At 70.0% G+C, this 16,635-nt stretch carries 16 protein-coding genes; 9 read left to right on the forward strand and 7 right to left on the reverse strand.

Features of this window, described 5'->3' with window-relative positions; translation table 11 throughout:
- Window positions 1-8: 8 nt before the first annotated feature.
- On the forward strand, window positions 9-1,187 hold the full coding sequence (locus tag ACGFY5_RS02860) for an SLC13 family permease (protein ID WP_392716630.1): 1,179 nt from the start codon (window positions 9-11) through the stop codon (window positions 1,185-1,187).
- A gap of 61 nt (window positions 1,188-1,248) precedes the next feature.
- Here the strand turns inward: ACGFY5_RS02860 and ACGFY5_RS02865 are convergent, their stop codons facing one another.
- The 4 genes from ACGFY5_RS02865 to ACGFY5_RS02880 all read right to left on the reverse strand — a co-directional run bounded on the left by ACGFY5_RS02865 (window position 1,249) and on the right by ACGFY5_RS02880 (window position 4,448).
- Window positions 1,249-2,427 carry an FAD-dependent oxidoreductase gene (locus tag ACGFY5_RS02865; RefSeq protein ID WP_392718625.1) on the reverse strand — a complete coding sequence of 393 codons (1,179 nt, stop codon included), beginning with the start codon at window positions 2,425-2,427 and terminating at the stop codon, window positions 1,249-1,251.
- A 163-nt stretch (window positions 2,428-2,590) separates the two neighbouring features.
- Window positions 2,591-3,253, reverse strand: coding sequence for an enoyl-CoA hydratase/isomerase family protein (locus ACGFY5_RS02870; protein ID WP_392716632.1), 663 nt, complete (start codon window positions 3,251-3,253; stop codon window positions 2,591-2,593).
- Window positions 3,253-4,116: a crotonase/enoyl-CoA hydratase family protein gene (locus ACGFY5_RS02875; RefSeq protein WP_392716634.1), complete on the reverse strand. Its 864-nt coding sequence runs from the start codon at window positions 4,114-4,116 to the stop codon at window positions 3,253-3,255. Before ACGFY5_RS02875 ends, ACGFY5_RS02870 begins: the two co-directional genes overlap by 1 nt.
- 104 nt (window positions 4,117-4,220) lie before the next feature.
- The gene (locus ACGFY5_RS02880) at window positions 4,221-4,448 is read right to left on the reverse strand and encodes a hypothetical protein (protein ID WP_392716636.1); all 228 of its coding nucleotides are present in this window, start codon (window positions 4,446-4,448) and stop codon (window positions 4,221-4,223) included.
- Window positions 4,449-4,551: 103 nt separating this feature from the next.
- Here ACGFY5_RS02880 and ACGFY5_RS02885 point away from each other — a divergent pair, with 103 nt between their 5' ends.
- The 8 genes from ACGFY5_RS02885 to ACGFY5_RS02920 all read left to right on the forward strand — a co-directional run bounded on the left by ACGFY5_RS02885 (window position 4,552) and on the right by ACGFY5_RS02920 (window position 12,547).
- On the forward strand, window positions 4,552-5,187 hold the full coding sequence (locus ACGFY5_RS02885; protein ID WP_392716638.1) for a TetR/AcrR family transcriptional regulator: 636 nt from the start codon (window positions 4,552-4,554) through the stop codon (window positions 5,185-5,187).
- Between the two features lie 49 nt (window positions 5,188-5,236).
- Entirely contained in the window at window positions 5,237-6,154 is a 918-nt protein-coding gene (locus ACGFY5_RS02890) for an ABC transporter ATP-binding protein (RefSeq protein WP_392716640.1), read from the forward strand.
- Window positions 6,151-6,927 (forward strand): ABC transporter permease, encoded by a 777-nt coding sequence (locus tag ACGFY5_RS02895; protein WP_392716642.1) that lies wholly within the window; start codon window positions 6,151-6,153, stop codon window positions 6,925-6,927. Before ACGFY5_RS02890 ends, ACGFY5_RS02895 begins: the two co-directional genes overlap by 4 nt.
- Before the next feature lie 172 nt (window positions 6,928-7,099).
- Window positions 7,100-7,315, forward strand: a complete 216-nt coding sequence (locus ACGFY5_RS02900; RefSeq protein WP_392716644.1) for a hypothetical protein — start codon at window positions 7,100-7,102, stop codon at window positions 7,313-7,315.
- A 99-nt stretch (window positions 7,316-7,414) separates the two neighbouring features.
- On the forward strand, window positions 7,415-8,026 hold the full coding sequence (locus ACGFY5_RS02905; RefSeq protein WP_392716646.1) for a TetR/AcrR family transcriptional regulator: 612 nt from the start codon (window positions 7,415-7,417) through the stop codon (window positions 8,024-8,026).
- Window positions 8,026-9,171 (forward strand): acyl-CoA dehydrogenase family protein, encoded by a 1,146-nt coding sequence (locus tag ACGFY5_RS02910; protein ID WP_392716648.1) that lies wholly within the window; start codon window positions 8,026-8,028, stop codon window positions 9,169-9,171. Before ACGFY5_RS02905 ends, ACGFY5_RS02910 begins: the two co-directional genes overlap by 1 nt.
- Window positions 9,172-9,182: 11 nt before the next feature.
- On the forward strand, window positions 9,183-10,397 hold the full coding sequence (locus ACGFY5_RS02915) for an acetyl-CoA C-acetyltransferase (protein WP_392716649.1): 1,215 nt from the start codon (window positions 9,183-9,185) through the stop codon (window positions 10,395-10,397).
- Window positions 10,394-12,547, forward strand: coding sequence for a 3-hydroxyacyl-CoA dehydrogenase NAD-binding domain-containing protein (locus tag ACGFY5_RS02920; RefSeq protein WP_392716651.1), 2,154 nt, complete (start codon window positions 10,394-10,396; stop codon window positions 12,545-12,547). Before ACGFY5_RS02915 ends, ACGFY5_RS02920 begins: the two co-directional genes overlap by 4 nt.
- A gap of 207 nt (window positions 12,548-12,754) precedes the next feature.
- Here ACGFY5_RS02920 and ACGFY5_RS02925 read toward each other — a convergent pair whose 3' ends face one another.
- The 3 genes from ACGFY5_RS02925 to ACGFY5_RS02935 are packed head-to-tail and all read right to left on the reverse strand — an operon-like array spanning window position 12,755 to window position 16,564.
- Window positions 12,755-13,402, reverse strand: a complete 648-nt coding sequence (locus ACGFY5_RS02925; protein ID WP_392716653.1) for a hypothetical protein — start codon at window positions 13,400-13,402, stop codon at window positions 12,755-12,757.
- A complete protein-coding gene (locus ACGFY5_RS02930) occupies window positions 13,402-15,093 on the reverse strand; it encodes an FAD-dependent oxidoreductase (protein WP_392716655.1) in 1,692 nt (563 codons plus the stop codon). The genes ACGFY5_RS02925 and ACGFY5_RS02930 overlap by 1 nt, the downstream gene beginning before the upstream one ends.
- The gene (locus ACGFY5_RS02935) at window positions 15,083-16,564 is read right to left on the reverse strand and encodes a flavin-containing monooxygenase (RefSeq protein WP_392716657.1); all 1,482 of its coding nucleotides are present in this window, start codon (window positions 16,562-16,564) and stop codon (window positions 15,083-15,085) included. Before ACGFY5_RS02935 ends, ACGFY5_RS02930 begins: the two co-directional genes overlap by 11 nt.
- Between the last annotated feature and the right edge of the window lie 71 nt (window positions 16,565-16,635).

Raw genomic sequence — 16,635 nt, forward strand, 5'->3', positions numbered from 1 at the left:
GGAAGCCTATGGTCTCGGATTCGTTGGTGCGCCGCCGTCGGCTGGAACCGCTCGACTGGGTCGGCCTCGGACTTTTCGCGCTGGGCCTGCTCGGAATGGCCACCGGCATCGTCCCGCTCCGGGACGCAGAGGGCACGATGCACCGCGTCGTCCCGCTGCTCCTGTTCCTCGGCACCGTGATCGTGCTCGCCGAACTCACCGCCCGCGCCGAGGTGTTCGACGTCGTCGCGACCTGGCTGGCCCGCCTCGGCCGCGGCCGCTACCCGGTGCTGTTCGCGCTCTGCGTGGGCTTCGCGACGCTGGTCACCGCGATCCTCAACCTCGACACGACCGCCGTGCTGCTCACCCCGGTGATGCTGGCGCTGGCCACCCGTCTGGGCGTGTCCCCGCTGCCGTTCGCGATGACGACGGTCTGGCTCGCCAACACCGCCAGCCTGCTGCTGCCGGTGTCCAACCTGACGAACCTGCTGGCCGCCGACAAGATCGGCCTGTCCCCGGTCGGGTTCGCGCTGCGGATGGCGCTGCCAGAACTGGCGTCGGTGCTCGCCACCGCCGCCTGCCTCTGGCTCCTCTACTGGCGACGTCAGTCAGGTGCGCGGTACGAGGTTCCCGACACCCACCGGCCGCCGGATCGGACGCTGACCGGGATCGCGGCGGCAGCGTGCGTGCTGTTCGTCGTGCTCGTGCTGGTGGGGGTGCCGCTGGAGGCCGCGGCGCCGATCTGCGCGGTGATCGTCGTGGGGGCGTTCGTGGCGCGTGACCGTTCCGCCCTGCGGTGGTCACTGGTGCCCTGGCAGTTGCTGGTTCTCGTCACCGGACTGTTCCTGGTGATGGACGCGATCGGTCGGCTGGGCCTGTCGGATCTGCTGCGGGCGATGCTCGGCGACGATCCGGGCATCGGGCAGGTCGCTGCGGCCGGTGCGGTGCTCGCCAACGTCGTCAACAATCTGCCCGCGTACGTGGCGGTGGAAGCCGTGGTGCCGCCCGACGCCCTGTTCGGCCTCCTGGTGGGCGTGAACGTCGGTCCGATCGTGGCGCCGTGGGCCTCGGTGGCGACGCTGCTCTGGTACGAGCGGTGCCGCTCGGCCGGCGTGCCGATCTCCTGGTGGCGCTTCGCAGCCACCGGCCTGCTGACCGCCGTGGTGGCGTTGGCCGCCGCGATCGGCGCGTTGATCCTCGTGCGCTGAGCGCGTGGCTGCGGGGCGTGCGGCGCCAGGCGACGAGGATCGGCGCGCTGATGGGCGTCGGCTAGAGCTTTTCGGGGCGGAGGCCGATGCCGATCAGGCGGGCCGGGATCACCTGGAGCGCCGGGAACCGGCGCAGCATGCGCAGCGGGAACGGAGCCGTCACCGGACGGCCGCCGGAGAGCACCGGCCGGATGACGGCGTTCTGTGCGATCCGCTGGAACAGCTGCGTACCGATCGTGGGTGGGGTGCGGCGCCGCTGCACCTCCGCGAGGACGGTGCTGGAGAGCCGACGCTCCTTCAGCGGCGCGGCCAGGATGCGTGCCGTGGCGACCGCATCCTGCACGGCGAGGTTGATACCGACGCCGCCGATCGGCGACATCGCGTGCGCCGCGTCGCCGATGAGCAGCGCGCCCGGCACGTGCCAGCGCTCGAGCCGGTCGACGGTGACCGTGAGGACCCGGACCGCGTCCCAGTCGGTGATCTCGTCCACGCGGTCGCCGAGGAACGGTACGAGGTCGGTGACCGACGCTTTGAACGCCGGTAGCCCGTCGCGCTTGACCTGCTCGAACCCGTTCTTCGGGAAGACGTACGCGGACTGCCAGTAGTCGCCCCGGTCGATCGTGATCAGGATGCGGCCCTTGCGGACGTGACCGACCAGCCCGTCGCCGTCGGACTCGCGGCGCGACAGACGGAACCAGGCGACGTCCATCGGGGCGCCGAAGTCGCGCGACCGCAGGCCGAGGGCGCGGCGGACCGTCGAGTGGCGGCCGTCGGTGCCGACGGTGAGCCGGGCGCGGATGTCGCCGTCGGTGGTGCGGACGCCGGTGACGACGCCGTTCTCACGGATGACGTCGGTGACCTCGCATGCGCGCAGCAGCGTGAACGTCGGGTATTGGGCGGCCTCGCGGGCGAGCAGTTCCAGCAGATCCCACTGCGGCACCATCGCCAGGTAGGGATGGGGGTTGGACAGGCGGGTGAGGTCGCCGAGGGGCCAGACGCCGTCGGGGAGGTCGACCTGGAGGCTCTCGACAGTGCGGTGGGGGAGTTGGTCGAACTCCTTGCTCAGGCCGAGTTCGGCGAGGAGGTCGAGGGTGGAGGGATGAACGGTGTCGCCGCGGAAGTCGCGGAGGAAGTCGTCGTGCTTTTCGCAGACCACGACCTCGATGCCCTGCCGGGCCAGGAGCAGCCCGAGCACCAGCCCCGCCGGCCCGCCGCCGACGATGCAGACGTCTGTGTCCATCATCTCGCGCCCCCTAGAATTCATCGCCTGATGAAATCCTACGCCTCCGATCGCGAAAACGCGTCCCGCGCGAGGGTGGGCCGCGACGATGGGCCGCCGGGGGCGGGGAGCGGCGCCGCCGGGCGCGTTCAAACGGCCCCGCGAGGGGCCGTTCGAGGTGCGGTCAGACCGAGGGCTGCTGGAGTGCGGTGATCACTTCGGCGTAGATCCCCGATTTGATCGTGGCGAGGGCCTTGGCGGACTTGGTGGTGAGCGGCCTCGCCAGCTCCAGCGCTGCGGCGAGCACCTGGCCCTCGGGTGCGACCGCGTCGACGATCCGGGCCGCGGCGGCGTCGGTGCCGCCGTACCGACGACCGGTCGTCATCGCCTCGTGGGCGGTCTGCTTCTCCAGCCGGGACCGGACGAGCGCGGTCATCCCCACCGTGAACGGCATGCCGAGGTCGACCTCGGGCAGGCAGAAGAAACCCCGGTCGGCCCGCATGACCCGGAAGTCGCTCGCCAGCGCCAGCATCGCCCCGGCGCCGAAGTTGTGACCCTGCAGCGCGGCGACGGTCGGCGCCGGAAACACCAGGTAGCGAGCCAACAGCGCCTGCACGCTGTCGACGTAGGACCCGAGCTCGTTCGGGTTCGCGCCGAGCCAGTCGAGGTCGAGACCGGTCGAGAAGAACTTGCCGGTCGCAGCGGTGACCAGCGCCTTGGGTCCCTCCGCGCCCTCGACCTCGTCGAGCGCGGCGTTGATGGCGGCGACCTGGTCGGGGTGGAAGCGGTTCTCGCCGTCACCGAGGTCGAGGACGAAGACGTCCCCGTCACGCGTCAGGGCCGGCATCAGCGACCCTCGAACTTCGGCTCGCGACGCTGCACGAACGCGGTCATCGCCTCGGTCAGGTCGTGCGAGGGCAGGAAAGCGGCGTTCCACGTGGTCACGTAGCGCTGGGCCGCCGCGACCTTCTCGGCCCGGTTGACGTCCAACACTTCCTTGACGCCCTGGACCACCAGTGGGGGGTTCGCTGCGACTTCGTCGGCGAAGGCGTGCGCGGCCTCGACCGGGTCGGCGGCGACCTCGTTGACCAGGCCGATGCGCTCGGCCTTCGTGGCGTCGACGTCCTTGCCGGTGAACGCGAGCTCGCGCAGGTGCCCCTCGGACAGGATGCCGGGGAGGCGGGCGAGGCTGCCCATGTCGGCCACGATCGCCATCCGCACCTCACGGACGCTGAACCTGGCGTCCGGGCCGGCGTAGCGGACGTCGCACGCGGCGAGCAGGTCGATGCCGCCGCCGATGCACCAGCCGCTCACCGCCGCGGCCACCGGCTTGCGGCAGTCGGCGACGGCGTCGAGCGCGGTCTGCATTTCGCGGATCTCGTGCAGGAAGCGGGTGCGTGCGCGGGCGAGGCCGCCGTCGTCCTGGAGCGTGGAGCCGGCACCGGTGGCGAACGACGTGAGGTCCAGACCGTAGGTGAAGTGCTTGCCGGAGCCGGTGACCACGATCGCTCGGACGCTCTCGTCGGCGCTGAGTGCGCGGAACAGCTTCGGGGTCTCGGACCAGAAGGCCGGGCCCATCGCGTTGCCCTTGCCGGGGCCGAGGAGTGTCACCCGGACGACGGCGCCCTGGTCACCGTGTCTGGTGGCGGCGAGTGCGGTCAGCGGTTCGTCGACCTCGTAGGGCGTCGCCACGTCGGTGGGGCTGCTCATCCGTGCCTCCCGTGCAGATTTTAGAACCATCATCGTGCGTGCCCGGCGCCCCGCACGACGAAGGCCCCGCGGTCTCGCGGGGCCTTCGTCGTGGCGTGGTGCGGTCAGTGGGCCGCGTGGTGCGGCTCGCGGCTGCGAGGCGTGGTGGCGCCGCTGCGCTGCAGGGCGTCGGCGGTGCGGCGCAGGTCGCGGGTCGCGGCGCGGTGCCGAGCCCATTCCGTCAGCGGCGGGCGGGCCGCCCACACCGCGAGCGCGAGCACGATCGCGACGCCCAGAGCGATGAGAACGCCGGTGTAAACGCTGGCTGCAATCAGTAGGCCGTGGTCGATCATCGTGATCCCTCCGTGGATCTTCTACATCTGTAGAAACCGTACGTCGATCATGCCGGATCGTCTACACCTGTAGAAGTCGCGCCGGTCACAGCACGGTGGGGCGGTGGTACGAGCGTCGTCCGGCAACCGCAGAGCCGACATCCTGGATGCGGCGATCGACCTGGTGGCCGACGCCGGGCTCCGCGGCCTGACCCACCGCGCGGTCGACGCCGCCGCCGGCCTCCCGGAGGGCTCCACGTCCGCGTACTTCCGGACGCGAGCCGCGCTGCTCAACGCCGTCGTCGTCCGGCTGGGCGAACGAATCGGCGCCGACGTCGACGAGCTCGCTACCGAGGCCGCCCGCCATCCGGGCGACACCGCCCACGCGATCGAAGAGACGATGAAGCAGCTCGACTGCTGGCTCTCCGACCCGGCGCCGCTGCTCGCCCGGCTGGAACTCTCCCTGGAGTCGACCCGCCGCCCCGAACTCGGCGAAGCGATGAACAACTGGCGGACCGCGTTCGAGGCGCTGGTCGCGCGGATCCTGACCGACGTCGGTCTGGAGAAGGCGAGCGAACGCGCGACGCTCATCGTCGCCTGCATGGATGGCATTTTGCTTCGGGCTCTGACCTCCGCCCCCGCACAGGCGGCACGGGCCGTCGCCGTCGACGAGGCTCGGACGCTGCTGACCTCGCTGTTGATCAGCGCACGCGTGCTGGACGGTGGAGAAGACCCCCTGACAGATGTCATGCCGGGGTGATGACGCTCGATCCGTGGACGGACCGCTCCGCGGGCCGATTGTTATCGGCATGGAAAACACCACGCTGACTCGGACGGGAACCACCGCCGCAGTCCGGCTCACCGGGCTCACGAAGCGGTTCGGCTCGGTCACCGCCGTCGACGACCTCTCGCTGACCATCGAGCCCGGCGAAGTGGTCGCGTTCCTCGGTCCGAACGGGGCCGGCAAGACCACGACCGTCGACATGATGCTCGGGCTGGCCCGGCCGACCTCCGGAACTGTCGAGATCTACGGCCGGCAGCCCGCCCAGGCGGTCGCCGAGGGCCGGATCGCGGCGGTCATGCAGACCGGCGGCCTGCTCAAGGACCTCACCGTCGCCGAGACCGTGCGGATGACCGGCTCGCTGTTCGGCCGCACCCGCCCGGTGAACGAGGTGCTCACCCGGGCCGGGATCCTCGACATCGCCGACCGGCGCGTGGGCAAGTGCTCCGGCGGTCAGCAGCAGCGGCTCCGGTTCGCGATGGCGCTGCTGCCCGACCCGGACCTGATGGTCCTCGACGAGCCGACGACCGGCATGGACGTGGAGGGCCGACGCGAGTTCTGGGCCGCGATCCGCGAGGACGCCGCGCAGGGCCGCACGATCCTGTTCGCCACCCACTACCTCGACGAGGCCGACGCGTACGCCGACCGGATCGTGCTGGTGCGGCACGGGCAGGTGGTCGCCGATGGCACCGCCGCCTCGATCAAGGGCCTGGCCACGGGGCGGGTCGTGCGGGCGACCCTGCCCGGCGCCGACCCGGCCGCGCTCGCCGCGCTGCCGGGCGTCGATCAGGTGGAAGTTCGTGGTGAGTCGGTGCTGGTGCACGCGACCGACTCCGACGCGGTGGCCCGCCACCTGCTGACCACCACCAGTGCGCGCGACCTGGAGATCACCTCGCGCAACCTCGAAGACGCGTTCATCGCGCTGACCTCGGAGAAGAGCAAATGACCACGTATCTCGGTGAGCGCCGGACGCCTCGGTTCGGTGGCCTCAACCCCACCTACCTGAGCCTCGAGATCCGGCGGACGCTCCGCAACCGGCGGACGTTGTTCTTCATCCTGATCATGCCGGCCGCGTTCTTCCTGCTCTTCGGGTTGCCGCAGAAGGGGCAGTCGCTGGACAACGGTCGGCCGGTGACTGCGTACATCATGATCAGCCTCGCGGTGTACGGCGCGATGGTCGCGACCACGAGCGGTGGGGCGATGGTGGCGGTCGAGCGGGCGCAGGGGTGGAGTCGTCAGCTGCGGCTGACGCCGCTCAAGCCGGTGGCGTACATCGCGACGAAGGTGCTGTCGGCGCTGGTGCTCGGGTTGGCTGCCGTGGTGGTGGAGTTCGTCGTCGGTGCGGCTTCCGGGGTGCGGATGCCGGTGCACATGTGGGTGCTGGCGGGGTTGGCCGCGTGGGTCGGGTCGCTGGTGTTCGCCGCGTTCGGGCTGTTCATCGGGTATCTGGTGCCGGCGGAGAACGTCATGCAGTTCCTCGGGCCGATCCTGGCGATCCTGGCGATGTTCGGGGGGTTGTTCGTCCCGCTGGAGGTGCTACCGCACGCGTTCCAGGAGATCGCGAAGTGGACGCCGGTGTACGGGATCGGGACGATCGCTCGGAGTCCGTTGACGGGGGAGACGGTGACGATGACCGAGGTCATGAACGTGATCGCGTGGACGTTGGTGTTCGGCCTCGGCGCCGCTCGGCTGTTCCGGCGGGACACTGCCCGCGTTTGACGCCTTCTTCGATGCCCCGGCCGACCTGGCCGGGGCATCGGCGTATTCGTGGCCGGCGGCCTTCCGGAACGCATCACGGAGAGTGATTCATGGCGACTTCACAGGGAGGGCTCACGAACGGCTCAGAAGTGAGGCTGACAGTGGGGACATCAGCGGATGAGAGGACACGACAATGACCGCGACCACGCTTCCCCCGTCACTCCAGGTGCTCGCCCGTCGCCCCGCTCGTGGTCCCCGCCTCGCGGCCGCCGCTGCGATGCTCGCCGCGGCTGCCACGTTCTCGCTGGCGTTCAGCGGGGGAGTGACGCCGCTCCCCACCGCCACCCCGGCCCTCTCGATCGTGAGCCAGACAGTGACGACCGACCTTCTCGTCCGGGACGAGCAGTGACCACCGAGGCGCCGGCGCCACCCAAAAACATGCAGGCTTGACTGTATCTGCCCGCCACCGGAGACTGGTGCCGTCGAATCGGCGCGAGGAAGGTGGCTAGTGGCTAGTTCTACCGAGACGCAGCCCGCGCGGCGGACGCAGGCTGATCGGAGTGCGGCCACCAAGAGCCGGCTGCTCGACGCCACGATCACCAGCCTCGTCGAGGCCGGGTACACCGGCACGACGACGACCGCCGTCGCCCAGCGGGCCGGGGTCAGCCGGGGCGCTCAACTGCATCACTACGGCACCAAGGAAAAGCTCGTCGCCGCGGCGGTCGCCCACCTGGCCGAGCAGCGGGCCGCAACGGTTCGCGAGCAGATCGCCCAGCTCGGGGACGCCAAGGACACGCTGAGGCGCACCCTCGACCTGCTCGCCGACTTCCTCTCCGGCCCGCTCTATGCGGCCACCATCGAGCTCTGGGTCGCGGCCCGAAGCGACGCCGCGCTCCGGGAGATGCTCATCCCCGTCGAGGCCCAGCTCGCCAAAGAGCTGCGTGAGATCTGCCGCGAGTACGTCACGTCCGACCCGCTGCTCCAGCAGATGACGCTCGACCTGCTGCTCGGCCGCGGCGTCACGATGCTGCTCACCGACTGGAACGCGAGCCATCGAGCCCGCGCCCTCGACGCCTGGGCCGAGATGGTCACCCTCCGAAACAACCAGGGGACGTCCTGATGCAGAGAACCCTCTACGACGAAGACCACGACGCCTTCCGCTCCACCGCCCGCACCTTCCTCGCCAAAGAGGTCGTCCCCTTCCACGACGACTGGGAAAAAGAAGGCCTCGTCGACCGCCGCATCTGGACCGCCGCCGGCGCGCAGGGACTCCTCGGCACCGACGTTCCCGAGCAGTACGGCGGCGGCGGCGTCAAGGACTTCCGCTACAACGCGGTCCTCACCGAGGAGACGATCGCCGTCGGCGCGAGTGGCGTCGGCTTCTCGCTGCACAACGACGTCACCGCGCCGTACCTCACCGAGCTCACCACCGACGAGCAGAAACAGCGCTGGTTACCCGGGTTCGTGACCGGCGAGATCATCACCGCCATCGCGATGACCGAGCCCGGCGCGGGTTCCGACCTCCAAGGGATAACCACCAGCGCCAAACGAGACGGCAGCGACCTCGTCCTCACCGGCCAGAAGACCTTCATCACCAACGGCATCCACGCCGACCTCGTCCTCGTCGTCGCCCGCACCGACCCCGACGCCAAAGCCGCGCATGGCCTGAGCCTCATCGCCGTCGAACGCGGCATGCCGGGCTTCGAACGCGGCCGCAACCTCGACAAGATCGGCATGCACGCCCAGGACACCGCCGAGCTCTTCTTCGACGACGTGCGCGTCCCGGCGAGCAACGTCGTCGGTGAGCTCAACCAGGGCTTCATCCACCTGATGACGATGCTGCCCCAGGAGCGCCTCTCGATCGCGGTCGCCGCGATCGCCGGAGCACGCACGATCTTCGACCGCACGCTCGAGTACGTGAAAGACCGCAAGGCATTCGGACGTCCGGTCGGCAGCTTCCAGCACAACCGTTTCGTGCTCGCGGAGATGGCCACCGAGCTCGAACTCGCCGAGACCTACCTCGACAAGGCGATCCTCGAGCACAACGAAGGCCGCTACACCGTCGTCGACGCGGCGATGGCCAAGTGGTGGACCACCGAGATGCAGAAGCGGGTCGTCGACCGCTGCGTCCAGCTGCACGGTGGCTACGGCTTCATGCGTGAGTACCCGGTCGCCCGCGCGTACACCGACACGCGGATCACGACGATCTACGGCGGCACCACCGAAATCATGAAGGAGATCGTCGGGCGCTCGCTCGGCGTGTAACGGAGGCGGAAATGAGCACAGACGCTTACGTCTACGACGCGATCCGCACCCCACGCGGTCGCGGCAAGAAGACCGGGTCGCTGCACTCGGTCAAGCCGGTTTCCCTGGTCACCGGGTTGATCGAAGCGATCCAGCAACGCAATCCGGGGCTGCAGACCGACGAGATCGACGACGTCGTCCTCGGTGTCGTCAGCCCGGTCGGCGAGCAGGGCGCCGACATCGCGAAGACCGCCGCGATCGCCTCCGGACTGCCCGAGACCGTCTCCGGCGTCCAGCTCAACCGGTTCTGCGCCTCCGGGCTGGAAGCGGTGAACATCGCCGCGCAGAAGGTCCGCTCGGGCTGGGAAGACCTGGTCCTCGCCGGCGGTGTCGAGGCGATGTCGCGGGTACCGATGGGGTCGGACGGCGGTGCCTGGGCCCAGGACCCCGAGACCGCGTACAGCACCGGCTTCGTCCCGCAGGGCATCGGCGCCGACCTCATCGCGACGCTGCACGGCTGGTCGCGCGAGGACGTCGACGCCTACGCCGCCCGCTCGCAGCAGCGCGCGGCCAAGGCCTGGGCGAATGGATATTTCGCTCGGAGCATCACAGCGGTCAAGGATCTCAACGGCACCACGATCCTCGACCAGGACGAGCACGTCCGCCCGGACACCACTGTCGAGTCGCTCGGAAAACTCCCCGCGAGTTTCGCCGGCATCGGTGACCAGGGCGGCTTCGACGCCGTAGCGCTCGACAAGTACCACTGGGTCGAACAGATCAACCACGTCCACACCGCCGGCAACTCGTCCGGCATCGTCGACGGCGCGGCGTTGGTGGTGATCGGCAGCGAGGAAGCCGGCAAACGTCACGGCCTGACGCCGAAAGCCCGGATCCTGAGCACCGCGGTCTCTGGTGCCGACCCGACGATCATGCTCACCGGCCCGGCCCCCGCGACCCGCAAGGCGCTCGCCAAAGCCGGCCTGACGACCGACGACATCGACCTGGTCGAGATGAACGAAGCATTCGCGGCCGTGGTGCTCCGCTTCATGGCCGACACGGGGTTCGACGAGGAGATCGTCAACGTCAACGGCGGTGCGATCGCGATGGGCCACCCGCTCGGTGCGACCGGCGCGATGCTGCTCGGCACGCTGATCGACGAGCTCGAACGCCGCGAGCAGCGGTACGGACTGGTGACGCTCTGCGTCGGTGGCGGAATGGGAATCGCAACGGTGGTGGAGAAGCTGTGAGCATCCGCTGGAACCAGGACGACGACGGCATCGTCACGCTGACCCTCGACGCCCCGAACGCGTCGGCGAACACGATGGACGCCGCGTTCGAGGCGGCGCTCGGCGAGACCGTCGACCGCCTCGTAGCCGAGAAGGACCAGATCAAGGGCGTCGTCATCACCAGCGCGAAGAAGACGTTCTTCGCCGGCGGCAACCTCGACACGCTGATCCAGGCGAGCCCGGAAAGCCGCGACCTGCTCCTCACCACTGTCACCAACATCAAGCGACGGCTGCGCCAGATCGAGACCCTCGGCGTGCCGGTGGTCGCCGCGATCAACGGCGCCGCGCTCGGCGGCGGTCTGGAGATCGCGCTGGCGGCACACCACCGCATCGCACTGGACACCCCGGCGACGAAGCTGGGCTTCCCCGAGGTCACGCTCGGCCTGCTCCCCGGCGCGGGCGGCGTCGTCCGGAGCGTGCGGTTGCTCGGCCTCGTGACCGCGCTGACCCAACTGCTGCTGCAGGGCCAGCAGCTCCGCGCACCAGCTGCGCAGCAGCTGGGACTGGTGCACGACGTCGTGACGGATCCGTCAGAACTAACCACCAAAGCCAAAGCCTGGATCGACGCCAATCAGGGTGCCACCCAGCCATGGGATGCCAAGGGTTACAAGGTGCCCGGAGGCTCACCGAACTCCCCGTCGCTCGCCGGATTCCTGCCGGCACTCCCGGCGAACCTTCGCAAGCAGCTCAAGGGCGCTCATCTCCCGGCGCCGCACCACATCCTGTGCGCCGCGGTCGAGGGCCTGCTGGTCGACGTCGAGACCGCGTTCGTGATCGAGGGCCGCTACTTCGCCGACCTCGCGGCCGGCCAGACCTCGACGAACATGATCCAGGCGTTCTGGTTCGACCTGAACCGCATCAACGGCGGCGGCAGTCGTCCCGCCGAGGCTCCTCCGTTCAAGCCGGGCACGGTGGGGGTTCTCGGTGCGGGAATGATGGGCGCCGGCATCGCCTACGTCACGGCCAAGGCCGGTATCGACGTCGTACTGCGCGATGTGTCGCTGGAAGCCGCGGAACGTGGCAAGGCGTACTCGCAGAAGATCCTCGACAAGCAGATCGCGAAGGGCCGGAGCACCGAGGCGAAGCGCGACGCGTTGCTCGGGCGGATCCACGCCACGGACGACGTCGCGGATCTCGCCGGGTGCGACTTCGTGATCGAAGCGGTGTTCGAGGACACCGCGCTGAAGCACACGGTGCTGGCCGAGGCGGCGGCCGCTGCACCGGACGCGCTCATCACGTCGAACACCTCGACGTTGCCGATCACGGACCTGCAGCAGGGTGCGGGTTTGTCCGACCTGGTCGGCGTGCACTTCTTCTCGCCGGTCGACAAGATGCCGCTGATCGAGCTGATCGTCGGGGAGCGGACCTCGCCCGAAGCCGTCGCCAAGGCGTACGACTACACGCGGGCGATCGGTAAGACGCCGATCGTCGTCAAGGACAGCCGTGGGTTCTTCACCAGCCGGGTGTTCGGGACGATGGTGATGGAGGGCGCCGCGATGCTCGGCGAGGGATTGCCCGCGATGAGCGTCGAGCGGGCCGCGCTGCAGTCGGGGTTCCCCGCTGGGCCGTTGACGCTGCTCGACGAGGTGACGCTGACGTTGCCGCTCAAGATCGAGGAGCAGGGTGGGGGTGCTGCTTCCCACCCCGGGATCGCCGTGCTGCGCGCGTTGGTGGATCAGGGGCGCACCGGCAAGGCCGCCGGGAAGGGCTTCTTCGACTGGGAGCCGTCGAAGCGGGTGTGGCCGGGGCTCGCCGCGGTGTTCCCGCCCAACGTGGACGGGCTCGCGCCGGGTGCGGGTAACGACCCGCTGCGGTTCCGGGACGCGCAGGACCGGCTGCTGTTCATCATGGCGGTCGAGACGGCTCGATGCTTCGAAGAGGGTGTGTTGATCTCGGTCGAGGACGCGAACATCGGCTCGATCATGGGGATCGGGTTCCCGCCCGGTCTCGGGGGCGCGGCCCAGTTCATCGACCAGTACCCCGGTGGGGTGGCCGGCTTCGTCGCCCGCGCCGACGAACTGGCCGACAAGTTCGGCGACCGCTTCCGCGTTCCCGCGCTCCTCCGCGATCGCGCGATCGCCGCCGGCTCCCTACGCGAGGCCCTCGCGTAACGTCCGGGCGCACCACGCGCCCGGAGCCGCGGCGCATCACGCCAGGCCCGCGCGGGCGCATCACGCTCGGCCCGCGCGGGCGCATCACGCTCGGCCCGCGCGGGCGCATCGCGCCCGGCTCGGTCGGGTGCGGGCGGGCCGCAGGGCGCTCTGCGGCGGATGGACACGGAGGGTCGGGATGCGATGACGCTCCCGGCCCTCCGTTCGTCAGCGGGGGGCGCCCACGTGCATGGTGGCGTTGCTGATGAGCAGTGCGGGGTGGCGGCCGGGCGTGAGCCAGGACGAGAGCGTGGGGCCGCTCGCGGCGACGGTCACGCGACCCAGGCGGGCGCGCCCGTACAGACCGATCCACGCGGGGCGCGGCCCCTCCTCGAAAAGCTGCACGACCTTCAACCCGCCCGCCACGGGAAACCTCGGCGTCGACGCCTGCGCCGAAGCAGCGACGTCCCACCCGTCCCCGGCCGCGGCGATCGACGACGACCCCCACGTGAACGACGCGAGCGTCTTCGGCAACGCCCAGTTCGCGCGCCCACCGTGCACCGACGCCAGCGAGTCGACAGCGATGAACGGAACGTGCAGCGGCGGCACCGGCCACTGCCGCAGCAGTACGGGGCTGGCGAAAATCTCCGAGTACGCCCCGACCGGCGACTCGCGATAGCGCACGAATGCCACGAACGTCACCGGGATCGTCCCGAGCGCACGCAGCTCGACCGGCAGCGTGGACGCAGCCTCGAGAGAGGCCCGGTGCCACCAGAACGCGGCGTCGATCTTCGTCTTCCACGGCGCCGGCGCCGAACTCTCCGGCAACTCGATGTCGACGGCGAGGAACGACTCGGGCACTGACGGGATCGTCATCATGAGGATTCTCGGACCTTGATCGTCGGGAACAGCAGCGCAGCGGGTGCGTGCGGCGGCACGACAGGATTGCCCGGCGCCACCGGGGCCACGCGTCGATACGCACGGCCGGGTTCCGGCCGCGGGTCGTCCTCCCCGCGGTTGGGCCAGAACGAACAGGCCCGCTCGGTCAGCGCCGTGATCGTCAGCGCCGGGTTCACGCCGAGGTTCGCCGAGACCGTGGACCCGTCCATGATCGAGAGCCCGGGATACCCGTGCACCCGGTGGTACGGGTCGACGACACCCTCGTCGGCCGTGGCGCCCATCGCGCAGCCCCCGATGAAGTGCGCGGTCATCGGGATGTTCGCGATGTCGGCGAACGACCCGCCGGGGTCGCCGTCGACCTCGCGGGCGAGGCGCCGCACGACGTCGTGACCGACCGGGATCCAGCGTGGAGGTGGCTCGCCGGGCCCGGGGCGGGTACGCAGGCGCTGGCCGCCGAACAGACCGCGCCTGCCCGAGACGATCAGCGAATCGTCGTGCTCCTGCATGACCAGCGCGATTACCGTGCGCTCCGACCAGCGCCGCACGGACAGGCTGCGCACCAGCGCGCCCGGATTCCGCGCGGCCACGCCGAGGGCACGCAACCAGCGCGGGGCTCGCCCGGCGTCGACGAGCAGCGTCTGGAGCAGCCCGATCACGTTGCTGCCCGGCCCGTAGCGCACCGGCTCCACGTGGGTCGTGGCGTCGGGATGGAAAGAAGCCGTGATCGCCACACCCCGGCTGAAATCCGTGTGCAGGCGCCGGGAAGTCGCCGCGAGCACGGCCTCGGAGTTCGTCCGCGTCTGGTGCCCCAACCGCGGTGACAGCTTCGGCAGCGACTTCCGCATCGCGTGGAGGAGCCGCTGCGTGCCGTACGTGCCCGCGGCCAGCACGACGTGGTCGGCGGTGAACGTCTTCCGGCCCGAACGGCGTCCGCTGCGGACCGTCTCGACGGTCCAGCCGGGGCGGATCGACCGCACGGTGGTCAGGGGGTGCACCTCCGCGCCGGCCTTCTCGGCCAGGTACAGGTAGTTCTGTGTCAGCGTGTTCTTCGCGCCGACGCGACACCCCGTCATGCACGATCCGCACTCCGTGCAGGCCACCCGATCGGGCCCGGCACCCCCGAAAAACGGGTCCGGCACCGTTTCGCCGGCCGGGACGCGGTCGGCACCTCCGTCGGGCCCGAAGTAGACGCCGACGGGTGTCGCGCGCCAGGTGTCGCCGGCGCCGATCTCGTCCGCGACCTTGCGCATCGCGATGTCGGCCGGCGTCACCGACGGGTTGAGCGTGACGCCCAGCATCCGACGCGCCTGGTCGTAGTGCGGCGCCAGCTCGGAGGCCCAGTCGGTGATGCCCGCCCACTGCGGGTCGTCGAAGAACGACGGACCGGGCTGGTACAGCGTGTTCGCGTAGTTCAGCGACCCACCGCCGACCCCCGCACCTGCCATCACCAGCACGTCGGGAAGCAGGTGGATCCGTTGGAGTCCGTAACAGCCGAGCTGCGGCGCCCACAGGTACCGCCGCAGGTCCCACGACGTCGTGGGAAGGGTCTCCTGGTCGAACCGACGGCCCGCCTCCAGCACGCCGACCCGGTAGCCCTTCTCGGTGAGGCGAAGAGCGGTGACGCTGCCGCCGAAGCCGCTGCCCACCACGAGAACGTCATAGTGCATTCAGCGGCACCGCTTTCAGGTGGTAGTTGTCCAGGTCCAAGCGGCGGGTCGCCTGCCGGCACCGCCAGGTGAACGTGTGCCACATGACGCTGTTCCGGCCGTTGCGGTCGAGGTACCAGCTGGCGCATCCGCCCTGGTTCCACACCGACCGCTCCAGCTTGCGGTGGACGTCGGAGACGTAGTCGTGTTCGGTCTCCGCACGGACCTCGAGCGACGCGAGGTCGGCGCGGTCGAGCGTCCGGACGGCGTCGACGATGTAGCGGGCCTGCGATTCGAGCATGTAGATGATCGAGCTGTGCCCGAGGTTGGTGTTCGGGCCGTACATCAGGAACAGGTTCGGGAAGCCGTGGATCGTCATTCCGAGGTGGGCACGGGGGCTGCCGTCCCACGTCTCGGCGAGCGTCGCGTCGGAGCGGCCGGTGAGCAGCCGGGCGACCGGTGGCTCGGTCGGCGTGAAGCCGGTGCCGAAGATCAGGACGTCGAGGTCGTGTTTGCGTCCGGCCGCGTCCACGACGCCCTGCGGTGTCACCTCGGCGGCGGCCGCGGTCACCAGCTCGACGTTGGGTCGCTGCAGTGCCGGGAACCAGTCGTCGGAGAGCAGCGCGCGCTTGCAGCCGATCTGGAACGGCGGCCGGAGCTTCTCGCGCAGGTCCGGGTCCTTGACCTGGCGACGCAGGTGCGTCTCCGCCACGAACTGCATGCTCGGCAGCAGCTTTGGGAAATGCGCCATGCTGATGACGTAACTCTCGCGGTAGAGGTACGTGGAGCCGCGCGCGATCCGCTGCGTGACCGGCCAGCGTCGGTAGAGCGCGCGCTCGGAGTCGAGGTAGGGGCGGTCACCCCGCGGAATCACCCAGCCGGGCGTCCGCTGGAAGACGGTCAGGTGACCGGCGTCGGGGGCGATCGCCGGGACGAACTGCACCGCGGACGCGCCGGTGCCCACGACCCCGACCCGCTTGCCCTTCAGGGAGACGGAGTGGTCCCAGCGCGCGGAGTGGAACGCGGCGCCGGTGAACGAAGTGAGGCCGGGGAGGTCGGGCAGGCGCGGCGCGGACAGTGCCCCGGTTGCCGCGACCAGGATTTGGGCGCGGATCGTGCCGCTGGAGGTCTCGGCGATCCAGTGCGTGCCGTCCCAGTGCGCGCCGATCAGTTCGCAGCCGAACCGGACGTGGTCGATCAGCCCGGTGTCGCGCACGGTGCGGACCAGGTAGTCCAGGATCTCCGGCTGGCGGCTGTACGAGCGTGGCCAGTCCGGGTTCGGTGCGAACGAGAACGAGTAGAGCACCGACTGCACGTCACAGGCGCACTCCGGATAGGTGTTGTCGCGCCAGGTGCCGCCGACTTGGTCGGCCTTCTCGATGATCAGCAGGTCGTCGGGGGAGCGGTAGCCGGCTGCGCGTAAGTGCGCGGCCGCTGACAGGCCCCCGAAACCCGCACCGACGACCAGGACTCGTACGGATTCTTCCGGCACGTGCTCACCCCCGACTCTGGAAGCAAGAAAGATGCAGGCTTGACGGTATGTATCTTGAAGGGCCTCGTTGC

Source organism: Cryptosporangium sp. NPDC048952 (assembly GCF_043197895.1).
Lineage (GTDB): Bacteria > Actinomycetota > Actinomycetes > Mycobacteriales > Cryptosporangiaceae > Cryptosporangium.